This window comes from Candidatus Krumholzibacteriia bacterium, from assembly GCA_035268685.1.
Taxonomy (GTDB): Bacteria; Krumholzibacteriota; Krumholzibacteriia; order JAJRXK01; family JAJRXK01; genus JAJRXK01.
Map to the genome: position 1 here is coordinate 1 of DATFKK010000180.1, position 12,890 is coordinate 12,890.

The following is a 12,890-nucleotide window of genomic DNA, read 5'->3' on the forward strand; positions in this document are numbered from 1 at the left end:
AGCGGAGGATCGAGACACGGGAACTGCCGGTGAACCGCCGACACGAGCTGAAGTACGCGTTCTGAGGGCCGAAACGAGCGGGGCGAGCCGATGGGCCCGCCCCGCTGGGGAATGCACAATCTCGGAGGCACAGAGGATCACAAGAACCTAGTTGCTCGGAGTCACGACTCTCAGGCAGCATCACCCCACAGCAAGGCTCCCGACCGAGAACGACGCGGTCCGTCTTGCTCTCCCGATCTCCATCGGCGGCCCGCTCCCAGATGTCTCGGCGACGATTGCGTCGTCGTGACGGTGTCGGTGTGGCCGCGGGTCTCGACGCGCCGACCGGCACGGAAGGAAGGTCGGTGCATGTCCGAGAGCACGAAGCAAGTTCCTCGATCCTGTCTCGCGATCCTGATCGCCGTGATCCTCGGTGTCCCGACGGCAGCGGTCGCGGCGGATTCGCAGGGCCCCTACATCGGACTCGACGAGGAGGAGATCCTCGAAGTGGTGGAGCGCCTGCGTGGGTTCGCCCTGGACTACGAGGCCGACGACCAGACCGGAGTCGTCTATCTCGATCACAGCGCGCGCGTCGAAGTGACCGGCAGCGAGTACGGGATCTCGAAGAGCGGCGTCCTCCACGCCCTCCGCGAGTTCGACGAGGACGAAGCGACACGGACGGTCGCGGTGCAGCCGGGAGAGGAGGTCGTCCACGCCCGTGGGTGGATCGTCGAGGGCGATGACGCGGTCCGCTGGTTGCCGTCGAGGAACGTGCGCATCGACATCAGCAGTGAGGACGGACGGGGCGAGGTCGTCCTGGCCTTTCCCGGCCTCCACGAGGGGCAGACCTTCGGTTGGTCCGTCGTCGTCCGGGCCGAGGAGCCCATGGGCGCGCGCTTGTTCCCGATCGATGCGGACGTTCCCGTCGCCCACGGGACGTTCACGCTGCAGACCAACGGCAGGATCGGCTACACGGTCCAGGCCTTCAACGTCAGACGCGACGATTTCGCGATCCAGACGGGTGAGCCGCGCAATGGCAACGACTCCTGGATCCAGTGCGTGTATCGCGATCTGCGGGCCGATCGTGTCGATCTCCTCGGACTCCCCTGGCGTCAACGGCGAGCTCATCTGCTCCTGAACTTCAAGGGCCATTTCGACGACGACCTCGGCATGTGGATCACGATCAGGAGCTGGAACCGGATCGCGCTCCTGTTCGAGGAAGCGCTCGCGGAAGCGGTCGAGACCTCGGACGCGGTCGAAGATCAGGCCGCGCAACTGGTCGAGGGGTTGCAATCGGAGCGCGCACGCTGCGATGCGCTGTACCGCTTCGTCCGGGACGAGATCGCGACGCTGGATCTCGACGAGAGTCTCGACTTCCGGAGTTCCGAGGAGATCCTGGAGGCGAGGACCGGAGACGGGATCGACAAGGCCGCGCTCCTCGTCGCACTCATGCGGAGCGTCGGCGTCGACGCCCGGCTCGGCTTCGCGCGCAATCGCTACGCGAGTGGCCTCTTCCACGAGGATCCGGGGTTCTGGCAGTTCACCGACGGGGTGGTGGTCGTGGGCGATCCGCGGGTGTCGGCGACGTTCTACGTCCCGGGTGTGGAAGGTTGCCCGGCGCGGATGGTCCCCCCACACCTTCGCGGGGTGGACGTGGTGCTGTTCGGCGAGAACCTCGAGAAGCGCAGCGACGAGCTCTTCCGGAGGGCCTACGCCGAGGATGGTGGCGTGGAGCGGCGGCTGGTGCAGAACTGGCTGCGGAGGGTCCGCGCCGCGGATTGGACGCAGATCGTCGCGATCGGAGGAGATCCCCGTGCGGTCGTCGGGGTGCTGCGGGAGACCAGGGTGGTCGACGCCGAAACCGCGGCCGCGACCGTGTCGATCACGGCCGAGGGGATCACGACCCCGGGGGCGTGGGCGCGACGGGGGACGCCGCCCGAGGAACTCGCGCGGCGGTACAGCGAACAGAGGGGTCGGGACCCGGAGACCGTGCGCGAGGCTTCGGTGGAGATCTCGGCGGACGACGCGGTGGTGACCTGCCGCTGGATCGAGGATACGGCGTTGCCACCGCGGACCGGAAACGCGTGGATCCTAAACGCGGACGTGGTCTTCGGTACGCCCTTCCTCGATTTCTGGAAGGGCGGTGATCGGGGCGCCGTCTACATCCCGATGTCCTGGGAGCGGGTCCGGCGCACGGTCGTTCCGCTGCCTCCCGGGTGGCGTCTGGCCGAAGAGCCTCCATCTGCCGACATCATCAATCCGCTGTTCCACTACCGTGCGGAGACCAGCGTCGAGGACGGACGACTGGTCGTGGAGCGGAGCTTCCGTTTCCGGGCGGGCGAGCGGGGCGAGCGATCCCTGCCGGTCCTCGATCGCGATGCGGAGCAGGTCCTGGATCACGAGACCCGCGACCTGGTGCTGGTGCCGGAGGCCGCGGACGACACCGCCACGGCCTCCGGTGACCGATGACGGTCAGGGATGCAACGCGTATCCGACGTGAACCGATGCCGAGAGACCGATCAGGTTCTCGAAGGGACCGGCGTCGAGGTACTGGGCCTCGAGTCTCAGACCGACGTTGACCCCGGCATAGGGACGTTCCACACCGAGGATTCCGGTGAAGGCCAGACCGTCGTTCCGCCGGTTCTGTGCCGAGACGTCGGCGATGTCGCCGAGCCTCGTGAACCCGACGCCGAATCCGGCGAAGGCTCGGCGCGACGGATGGAAGGCGAGGCCCTCGACCGACACGGTGAACACGCGATCGAGGAGATCCGTGCGCGAGACCGTGGCCGATGCACCGACGGCGAAGGCGCGCAACGACCGGCGGGACACGCGGAGCGAGATCCCGACGGGATTCGTGGGGAAGCCTTCACCCGCGCCCGGGTACTCGAAGCTCTCGTTGGCGTCGAGGCGCCCGGCGAGGACGGCGACTTCGAGGGTCGTGTAGGCGGGCCCGTAGTCGGTCGGTCCGTCGAAGTCCGGATCGATCGCGGCGACGTCGCGCGGAACGTCGCCGGTTCCGATCCGCAGGGCGTCGTACCGGGCGCTGCGCTCTTCGCAACCGGGGTCGACGCGCAGTGTGAGGGCGTCCCAGGCCGGCCCGGAGTGGTCGGCGCGAGCGACCGCGCGTCCGTCGTAGTGCAGCACGACCTCGGCCTCGCCGCGCTCGATCACTACGCGGTGCCATCCTTCGCCGGCGACGGGCGCACGGCCCGGTTCGGCGGCGACGGACTCGCCGTCGAGTTCGAGGCCGAGGTTCGAGGTCGTGTCCGGACAGACACGACCGAAGCGAAGAACCTCGGCACCGGCCGCGCCCACGACGACCTGACTGGCCAGGGACGGACCGGTCGCAATCCAGACCTCGATCCATCCCTCCGACAGAGGGGTCGGGAGGTCGTAGCGCGCGACGGGAGCACTCTCCTCGGAGAGCTCCAGGGCCCCGAAGCCCTCGCGTTTCTCGCTCATAACGATCAGTCGGCGGGGGGAGGTCTCGCTCCCGGGGAAGGCCCAGTCCTCGCCGGTGAAGGCGGGCTCGAACCCTTCCGCGTGGAGGACCTCGCCGGAGGCCGTGGAGGAGACAGAGATGGTCAGTAGGAAGAGAACGGTCAGTGCGGCGCGGGGACCGATCGCAGGACGTACACGGCGCATACTGGGCTCCATCGGGTCGGGCTGGAAGTCCCGGCCGACGACGGCAGTCGACTTCGCAGCGAAACCATTGGGTGGGGAGCCCGACTCGAGAGGGTACCAGCTCCTGACCGATCGTTCCAGAATCCTTCGGCTGTTGCGCGTGGTCGGAGTGCTCGGCCTCCTCTGTTCCGGGCCCGTCGACGCGCCCGCGGCGGCACGTGACCCGCTGTTCGCCGCCGCGCATCCGCAGGCGCCGGTCCTCGTCCTGAGCGATCACGTCCGCGTGTTCGCCCACTACGACTCCGACCGGGCGGGAATCTCGGGAACGCACACCCGCGAGATCGTCTACTGGATTCGCGATCGGCGCGGTCGAGACCAGGTCAACCGGCAGTTCCGATGGACCTCGCCCCGCTGGACGGCCGAGAAGTTCGAGATCGAGATCGAGTCGACGGACGGATCGACAAGTCGCACCGACGACGACGACCTCGACTGGATCCCCGTGTCCGACGCTGACGGAAGCGTGTACAGGCTCGACAGCGAGGCGGCCTACACGGTGGTGCAGGGTTTGCGGACGGGGGATCTCCTGCGCGTCCGCTCCCGACATCGGATCCGTGGCCTGCACGGTCTGCATCAAGTCGAGTGGGATGGTGCCGCGAGTCTCCCCGTGGCGCGACGCCGTCTGGACCTCGCGTATCCCGATGATCACACGCTCACGGTCGGCATTCGTGCCCCGGAGGTGGTCGCCGGACATCTGAGCACGACCGACTCCGGGGACGACGGCACGCAGTCGCGCACCATCGTCGTCGACGCATCGGGACCGGACGGCGATCCGTTGGCGGCGCACGGTGGCGAACTCGTCATCACGCCGCACTTCGTGGCGGTGGGTGACGACCTGCCGAAGACCGTGTTCGCCGCGGGGCCGGACTGGGAGGCGGTCGCGCGCGGCTACGCGCGGCGCGTGGACAGCCATCTGGCGGCGGACGAGGCGCTCGCCCGGACCGCCCGCGCGATCGTCGACGGTGTCGACGACGAGCGAACCCGCGTGGAACTGCTCTACCGTCATGTCCAGGAGACGTGCCGCTACCTGGGACTGTTCGACGGCCTGGGCGGAATCCTGCCCCGTCCCGCGAGCGAGACGGCGCGAAAGGGCTTCGGCGACTGCAAGGGACTGAGTGCACTCCTGATCGCCATGTGCCGGGCCGTGGGGATCGACGCGCATCCCGTCCTGGTGCGAACACGGCGATCGGGTCCGCTCGACCCCAGTGTTCCCAATCTCGTGCAGTTCGATCACTTCATCGCCTGGGCCGATGTCGCGGGCGGTCTCTGGCTCGATCCCACCTACGACTTCTGTCCGGCCGGGCTCGTGCCCACTGCCAACGCCGCGTCGCCGGTCCTGCTGTTGCACCCGGATCGACCGGGCCTGGTCGAGATCGGAACGGACCGCGCGCGGGCCGGCAGCCTGGACTACGTGATCGAAGCCGAAATCGACGCACACGGGTCCATGGACGCCGTGGTCACGGAGACGGCGACGGACACGGCCGGACTGTACCGGCGCATCAACCTCGCGGACACCGAGGTCGATGCCAGGGTCCTCGCCCGGGCCGTGATGAATCGTTCGCTGGCGCGGTCGGTGGTTGCGATGCGGCCGACGGAGGCGGGCTGGGGGCAACCGACGGTGACGGAACTCCACTTCGCGGCCGATCGTGCGGGCACGAAAGCCGGTGACATCCTCTACCTGCCACGTGCCCTCGTCCGTGTTCCCCGCGAGGTCACGGGCTTCTCCGACCGAAGCGCGCCCGGTGACCTGCGCTTCCTGGCCGACCGTTCGGAGCGGTGGGCCGTGGCGCTGCCGCTCGGCGCCTCGGTCGAGCCCGACAGCAGCCGGGTCGAGGCCCCGGGACTCACCTGGACGTACCGGGTGCGGCTCCGTCGGGCGATGATGCTCGTCGAGCGGGAATACCGGTGGGACCGGCGCGAACTCGCGACCGGCCAACTCGAAGACCTCGAGGCCGCGATCGATCGGATCGTCGAGGCAGAGCGAGGCTACCTGACGATCCAGATGCCGGCCGAGCGCTAGCTCCCCGCCGCCGCTTCCTTCGTCTTCTGCTTCATGTCCATCACCCGCATCCCTTCACGCACGGTGTCGAGGATCAGGCGGATCTCCTCGCGCGTGATGCGGAAGTGCGGCGTGAAGCGCAGCCCGTTGTGGCCACCGTGGATCATCGCCACGCCGTGGGTGCGGAGAAAGTGCTCGAAGCCACGATCGCCGACGACGGTGTAGCGGTCGGGGTCGAGTTCGGCGTTCACCATGAGGCCGGTGCCGGAAACCTTGAGGATCCCGCCGGGGAACTCGTCGGCCAGGGCCTCGAGACCGGCGCGCAGCTCTGCTCCGCGCTCCTGGATGTTGCGGCGCATGTCCGCGTCCACTGCGTCGAGGACGGCGCAGCCCACCTCGAGCGCCCGTGGGTTGGTGGTCATCGTGTTGCCGTACACGCCCGGCTCGTAGAGCGCTGCGGTCTCCTCGCGCAGGGCGAGGACCGACAGCGGGTACTGTCCCGCGTTCAGGGCCTTGGAGTAGGTCTCGGCGTCGGGTGCGTCGCAGTCCTCGAAACCCGGATAGTCGACCAGGCTCAGGCAGCCGGCGGCGCGCAGGGCGGCCTGGATCGAGTCGACGATCAACAACGACCCGTGCTCGCGTGTGAGTTCACGCGCGACGTCGTAGAACGCGCGTTCGAGCGGAAGACCGGGCTCACCCTCGCCCATGACCGGTTCGAGGTACACGGCCTCGATGAAGGCGTTCGACTCGTCCGCCTGGCGGAACAGCCCACGGAGCCCCTCGACGTCGTTCGGTTCGACCACGTGCAGGTCGCCGGGCTCCTGGAACGAGGCGAGGTGCTTCTCGTACACGGCGCGCGTCGCGTCCGAGACCCGCGCCGCGCGGTAGGTCCGCCCGTGGAATCCCTCGGCCAGCGAGACCTGCCACAGGACCTTGCCCTCGTGGCGTCCACCCGCGCCGGTCATCTTCAGTGCATGGATGTCACAGATCCGCGAGGCCACGCTCACCGACTCGGAACCGCTGTTCATGCAGATGAAGTGGGAGAAGGGGCAGTGCCCACGCTGGTGGCCGATCTCGGCCTTCAAGCGGTCGGCCAGACGCTTCTGGCTGAACTGCGGCGTCATGACGTTGGCCATGACCCAGGGATGCGCGAGGGCTTCGTCGATCTCCGGCGGAGCATGGCCCAGTCCGAGCATTCCGTAGCCGCCGGAGTCGTGCAGCACCGCGCCGTGGGTCGTCACGATCCACGGGCCGGCCGCGGCCAGGGGCACGTAGGGGTTGATCGCCTTCGGCGTGTAGAAGTTCACGAAGTCGTCCTGCAGACGCTCGGTGAGCGCTGTCTCGTCGAGGGCGAGGTCTTCGCCCCACTCCTCGCGCAGCGAGCGGTGGATCTCCACCGCGGCCGCGATCGCGCGGCGCAGGTCGGGATCGCGTTCGGCGAAGTCGGCGATCGCTCGGTCGGAGATGCCGCGCGTCGTGCGCGCTCCGGCGTAGTCGCGGATCTCGCGGAGGGAATCGGCGTTCATGGTGTCGGTCCTCGTCGATCGACGTCGCCGGCGGCGACGTACGGAAGCCGGGATGTCCAACCGGTCAACCTAGGCCACGACGCGGAGATCGGTCAAGGTGCGGGCCCTGGGTCCGATCATGGGTCGGATCCCGAAGCACTTCGATCCGGCGCTGCACCCTCTCGCTGGACGTCCTCCCCGAGGACGGCGGTCACCGGTCACGAGTCGGGAACGGGCACGGCCGACCCGTCCCGCGCCGCCGGCGCCGGGGCCGCCCCCCGCACTCTCCGCAGCCAGACGGTCATCACGACCCAGGCCGTGGCGCTGGCCAACAGCGACCACGTCACCCAGTCCGCCGCTTCGCGCAGCGACGTGGCACCGTCGCCGGAGAGGTGGATCCCGACCAGCAGTGCCGACGCGGCGAGAGCCTCGCCGAACCGGGCACCCATCCCGTCGACCACGACCTTCGTGTGCGATCGCAGTTTGCGTGGGAGCGCCAGGTAGGCTTGCTCCCAGTTGCTGCGGTGGATCGACGACTTCAGCCCACCCTCGGTGAGCCGCAGTCCCGTTCGCGCGAGCAGTGTTCCCCCGCCGAAGACCACCGCCGAAGCGCCCAGCAGGAGTCCCGACGGGAGCACCAGGAGACTCCCTTCGATCCCCACTCCGGACTGGAGCCTCGGCGTGACCCACAACTGCAGCAGCAGCCCGATCACGCCGACAGCGGTGTAGAACGTCGAGAAGAACTCGATTCGGGCACTGTCCACCGATCCGGAGGAGCCGGCCGCCAGGTAGAACTGGTACTCGACCAGCACGCCGACCAGTCCGCCGAGCATCGCGAGGACAAGCAGGAGCCGGGCGTAGCGGTGCCGGAACAGTGACGGTGAGGTCGAAGGGGTCTTGCCGCCGGTGTCGGCCTCGCGCGAGACCTCGGACAGGACGGACGGGAAGCGAGACTGCGTGTGGACGGTCACCGCCACCGACACGAGCAGGAGGACGGCCCCGTGGGCCACCAGGTCCGCGGGCTGGCACACGTTCGAGACGAGCCGAGCGTAGAGGCCGCCCAGGACCCCTCCGGCGATCGACGATGCGCCGATCCGGGCATAGCTGTGGGCGAGGACCCTGCGCGGGCAGGTGTCGAGCAGATCGGCTCCGAGCAACCACGATGCGGAGAACATCACGCCCCACACCAGGGGCACGAAGGCGAAGAACAGTGAGGGCAGGAGGCCACCACCCGGCGTGGCGAAGGGCGCGTAGGCGAGGAGGACGGCCGCGGTCCCCAGCGGGAGACAGATGCGCACCACGCGCGGCCCCAAGCGCCGCATGAGAGCCAGCACCGTCATCGCGACCGGACCCGAGAGCAGTGCGATCCCGACGTACGCCCACGGCATCTGTACCAGGCCGTCGTCGCGGACGTAGAGTGCGTCGCGTCCCGTCTTGACCACGATGAAGGCCGCAGTCATCAACGCCAGGGTGAGAGACACCCTCCGGGTACGAGCGCTGGCATCCGGATCCACGGAGACACCTCGGGACGGGTCCGACGTCGAATCGGTGGCCGGGCCGGACCCGCGATGGCGGACCCGATCAGTCCCCGGCCGAGGCCGGGGACGTTGCACGACGCGACTTCCAACGATTCCACACGAACGAACCCGATCCGTACAGCAGACCCACCACGATCGTCAACGGGACCAGGTACATACATGCACACATCGCCGTTTCGTTCCTCGCTCGGAGTGTTCAGGGGTCACCGAAGACGTACGCCGATCGCACACGCTCGTGACACCGTGGCTCAGTGTACCGTGGACCAGTGGGACTCCGAACCCTGCATCAGGTGGGTCAGCTTGCGGCACACGCGGTCGGAGTCGTCCTCGAAACGGCGGAAGCCCGGCACGATCCGATCCACGATCCAGGACCAGCGCAACGGCAGCTTGTCGATCCGCGGCCATCGGCCGTGATCGGCGAGTTCCGGCCTCCGCCGCACGAGGATGTGCCAGTAGAAGCTGGTGAAGAAGGTCAGGCGTTCTTGTGCGGTCCGGGCCTCGAAGTCGAGCGACGAACCCACCGAGAAGGCGCGGGCGAATCCGCAACTGAAACCCTCGAACATCGGTTGGACGACCTTCTCCTGCTCATGGCGGAGCAGGGCGCAATTGCCGGCCCAGACGAGCCGTCGGCCCTCGTCCGGGTTTCCGTCGGCCGTCGCGCGTCGTCCTCCTTCGATGGCTTCGAATCCCTCGATGATCGTCTCACCCCCGGTGGTGTCCGTCGCCGAGGACCGGAGCCGCTCCAGGCCGTCGGGCTGGGCGTCGTAGACCAGATGGGCCCAGAAGATGTCTTCGAAGATTCCGTTGTTGATCCGGCGGACCGTGTCGAAGTCGCGCAGCGGTCCGCGCAGCAGACGGCCCCGAGCCTCGAAGTCCAGGCGGCCGGAACGATCGGCCAGGAGCTGGAGGGGGCGCATGAGCAGACGCGCGTGGTTCGACGCGAAGGCAGCCATGCCGGCCCACTTCAGCAGCTCGGGATGGCGCAGGTAGGCAGCAGCGTACATCGAGGAGATCGCCCGGTTTCGGGCGATGATGCGGTTCTCGGGGGGGAGCACGTCGAGAACGGCGCGCTGCGCCTTCTCGGCCGAACTCGCCTCGCGCACACGGCGACGCAGGACGTCGTACACCGCCGTCGCGCGCCCGGTTTCACAGCCGATGGAGGTCATGGATCCCGATACGGTTCAGGAGGCGGTCTGTCGCCGCCCGGCGATCACGGTGGCGGCACCTGCCGAGAGCGCAGCCACCAGCGCCAGGACGAACATCGTGGCGAAGTCTCCTTCCATTCCGACCGGCCCCGCGACGTGGCTGGCCACGGCGCCGATCATGACCACGGTGGCGATCCCCGAGCCGACGCGGGTCGTCCGCGGGACGAACATGAGGACGATGGCCAGGATCTCCACGATTGCGATCGCCGTGACGACCGATCCGCCGCCGGGCAGACGATCGGCGAGTTCGGCGGCTCCTCCCGTGAGCTTGGGCAGGGCGCCCATGACGAGAATGCCAGCGGCGATGACGCGGGTCACCCAGTGGGCGATCGAAAGTCGAGCGTGGTCGGACACGTGGACCCACTCCTTCGGCGGTCGGGGGTGGTCGGACTCCTCACGCGGCCCAGACTACAGGTTCTGCCGACTTCGTGCAGTCACCGATCGGGAATGGGTCCTCGCGCCCTCAGCTGCTTCCGACGGGTACCCACACGTCCACCACGACGGGCAGATGGTCCGATGCCACCCGGGTCAGGCGGCTGCGGGGGACGTGCACGCTCTCGATCCTCAAGTCGTCGCTCGTGAAGACGTGGTCGATCCTCCGCATGGGCAGGCGGCTGCTCCACGTGTTGAGCTCGGGGACCGGGACTCCTCCACCCACCGGCGTGCCCGCGTTGCGCAGGAGCGGATCGAGCCGGCGCAGGTTCGCCGATCGCCCGGGTGCGTTGAAGTCTCCGCACAGGATCACGGCGCCGTCGAGATCGGGGTGGCGGAGCCATTCGGTTCCGAGCAGGGCGTCCATCTGCAGGCGGCGTTCGCGGTCGAGGATGCTGAGGTGGGTGTTCAACACCTGCAGCGGCGCGCCGTCGACGCTGACCTCGACCCACAGCACACCCCGGTCCTCTAGGCGCATGCCGGAGCGCCAGCGCGGCAGTTCGCCCGACGACACGACGCGAACGGGATAGCGCGACAACACGGCATTGCCGAAGTGCCCGTCGTCGACCTCCGTCACGGCGTGGAAGTGGTAGTCGATCTGGAGCGCGTCGGCGATCGTTCGCGCCTGTTCGATGTGCCCCGAGCGGCGGCGGCGATGGTCGAGTTCCTGCAGGCAGACGATGTCGGGTTGCTGGCGCGCGATCACCCGCGCGATGCGCTGCGGTGAGTACTTCCCGTCCATCCCCCGGCATCCGTGCACGTTGTAGGTCATGATGCGCACCGAGTGGCCCGTCTCGGCCGGCGGAACGCTGTCGGCCACGCGCACGTCGTCGCGGTGGGCCACCGTGCCCTCGAGCACCCGCATGGCCAGTGCGCGCAGGGTCTCGGCGCGCAGCACGGCGGGAACGCGCGGTGCCTCGCGCGGGAGCATCGCGAAGGCAGAGGTCTCTCCCGGGCCCGGCCCGCCGTGGGCGCCGCGCTCGAACTGAAGCGAGACCGGTCGCTCGCGGTCGAACCCCATCAGCACGAGGTCTCCCGAGTTCTCGTGGCGGGTCACCGCCAGCGCGTCCTCGGTCACCTGGTGCAAGTAGGGATGATCCGGCCCGAACACCTCCGACGCGTGTTCCGGCAGCCGGAAGCGACGCCCGTCGTTGCGGTGGACGTGCACGCTGCCGTCGGGACCGTCGTAGAGCACCAGCGGAACGCGGGCGTCCTCGGCCACCGCTCGTGCGAGGTCCTGATGGATCTCGAACGACACGGCGTGGGGGAGCGTGACCGACCCGACCGGACCCTGGTCGACGATCACGAGTTCGTCGGGGCGTCCGTCGGTCGAGCCTCCGGTCGGTTCCGGAAGCACGTCCTCGGCCGAGAGACGCCCACCCCAACGCAACCACGACGGCAGCTCCAGACTCAACCAACGCGATCGGCCGGACTCGCTGCGGGGTGAATCCGGACCGGGGCCGCTGGCCGTCTCCATACGTGGTGTCAGCACGGCTTCGACGGCACGGCGGACCATGGCCGGCATTGGTTCCCCGAAGGCCTCGACCCACGGTGTCGTCTCCTCCTGACCGTGGTCGGAGTAGATCCATACCTGGTAGTCGCGCAGCGGCGAGCGGTGCGCTGCATGGAATACCCGCCGGATCGACTTGTCGATGCCCCCCAGTGTCCAGGTGGCGAAGCGAGACCGCGGGCCTCGGCGATGGGCGTGCTCGTCGTACCCCAGCAGGTTCAGGTGGATGATCGGAACACCCCGTTCGGTGTCGACGCAGGCGCCAGCGGTGACGATCTCGCGCATCACCGCGGTCACGGCGACCCGCTCGGGGATGAACCGGAGTTCGGCCATGAAGTCCCGGCCACGGATCGTGCGTCCGAGGAAGTCCCAGATCGCGAAGAGCGCTTCGACGACCACGGTGGACAGCACGCGCACGACGCTCCACAGGTTCCACAACACGAGTCCCAGCCACCGCAGCGGATTCAGGGCGCGGAACAGCATGTCGAGGCCGGCGGTCGATGCACAGAAATGAGCTTCTTCGGCGTCGCCGGCGAAGACGTTCGACCATGCCGATCCGTGACGCAGCAGGCCACGGTGCTCGCGCAGCAGACGGGTCTCGACGATCGACGCGGCGTAGGGGTCGTTCATCGACATGACCCGCCGGAAGCGGCGGTCGTAGTAGGCGAAGGTCGGGACGGACGTGCGAACTCCGTAGAACAGTTCCGCCTGGAAGCCGGGGGTGCTGCTGGGAAGCCCCGAGTACAGGGGATGCACGGAATAGTGTTCGTCGCGCTCGAGGCGCGCGAGGAAGGGCATGCGCCCGTCCTCGATCGCCTCGCGCAGGATCGCGTCGTCCAGACCGTCGACCTGGATCAGGACCAGCCCCGGCTCACCGTCACCGCCGACCGAGGGCGGCAGGCCGAGCAGGAAAGCACTCCACCGGTTCCGACTCAGGAGTCGTCGGATACGGCTGGCAAGGATCTCGAGACGGTCGAGCACGATCGCGGACCTCGGGGGGCGGGGGTTCGGCAGACGCCGTCGGGACGTCCGCTCCCCTCC

The 12,890-nt window shown here is 68.6% G+C and carries 8 protein-coding genes; 2 read left to right on the plus strand and 6 right to left on the minus strand.

The annotated features are described in order from the left end of the window. Nucleotides 1-348 precede the first annotated feature (348 nt). Entirely contained in the window at nt 349-2,448 is a 2,100-nt protein-coding gene (locus VKA86_17300) for a transglutaminase-like domain-containing protein (GenBank protein HKK72960.1), read from the plus strand. Between the two features lie 3 nt (nt 2,449-2,451). On the opposite strand, the gene VKA86_17305 is transcribed toward VKA86_17300, so the two are convergent. Next, a complete protein-coding gene (locus tag VKA86_17305; GenBank protein ID HKK72961.1) occupies nt 2,452-3,624 on the minus strand; it encodes a hypothetical protein in 1,173 nt (390 codons plus the stop codon). Between the two features lie 148 nt (nt 3,625-3,772). On the opposite strand from VKA86_17305, the gene VKA86_17310 reads away from it, so the two are divergent. Beyond that, a complete protein-coding gene (locus VKA86_17310) occupies nt 3,773-5,680 on the plus strand; it encodes a transglutaminase domain-containing protein (GenBank protein HKK72962.1) in 1,908 nt (635 codons plus the stop codon). On the opposite strand, the gene VKA86_17315 is transcribed toward VKA86_17310, so the two are convergent. From VKA86_17315 to VKA86_17335, 5 genes are all read right to left on the minus strand, one after another. Then, the gene (locus VKA86_17315; GenBank protein HKK72963.1) at nt 5,677-7,185 is read right to left on the minus strand and encodes an aminotransferase class III-fold pyridoxal phosphate-dependent enzyme; all 1,509 of its coding nucleotides are present in this window, start codon (nt 7,183-7,185) and stop codon (nt 5,677-5,679) included. The two genes, VKA86_17310 and VKA86_17315, sit on opposite strands and share 4 nt — an antisense overlap. Nucleotides 7,186-7,382: 197 nt before the next feature. Next, nucleotides 7,383-8,678, minus strand: a complete 1,296-nt coding sequence (locus VKA86_17320) for a hypothetical protein (protein HKK72964.1) — start codon at nt 8,676-8,678, stop codon at nt 7,383-7,385. A 272-nt stretch (nt 8,679-8,950) separates the two neighbouring features. Then, the gene (locus VKA86_17325) at nt 8,951-9,868 is read right to left on the minus strand and encodes a hypothetical protein (protein HKK72965.1); all 918 of its coding nucleotides are present in this window, start codon (nt 9,866-9,868) and stop codon (nt 8,951-8,953) included. Between the two features lie 15 nt (nt 9,869-9,883). Continuing rightward, a complete protein-coding gene (locus VKA86_17330; GenBank protein HKK72966.1) occupies nt 9,884-10,261 on the minus strand; it encodes a hypothetical protein in 378 nt (125 codons plus the stop codon). 109 nt (nt 10,262-10,370) lie between these two features. Further along, nucleotides 10,371-12,830 (minus strand): endonuclease/exonuclease/phosphatase family protein, encoded by a 2,460-nt coding sequence (locus VKA86_17335; protein HKK72967.1) that lies wholly within the window; start codon nt 12,828-12,830, stop codon nt 10,371-10,373. Between the last annotated feature and the right edge of the window lie 60 nt (nt 12,831-12,890).

Coding starts and splice junctions, on each gene's coding strand:
- VKA86_17300 (HKK72960.1), top strand. CDS start 349: ATGTCCGAGAGCACGAAGCAAGTTCCTCGATCCTGTCTCGCGATCCTG.
- VKA86_17305 (HKK72961.1), bottom strand. CDS start 3,624: ATGCGCCGTGTACGTCCTGCGATCGGTCCCCGCGCCGCACTGACCGTT.
- VKA86_17315 (HKK72963.1), bottom strand. CDS start 7,185: ATGAACGCCGATTCCCTCCGCGAGATCCGCGACTACGCCGGAGCGCGC.
- VKA86_17325 (HKK72965.1), bottom strand. CDS start 9,868: ATGACCTCCATCGGCTGTGAAACCGGGCGCGCGACGGCGGTGTACGAC.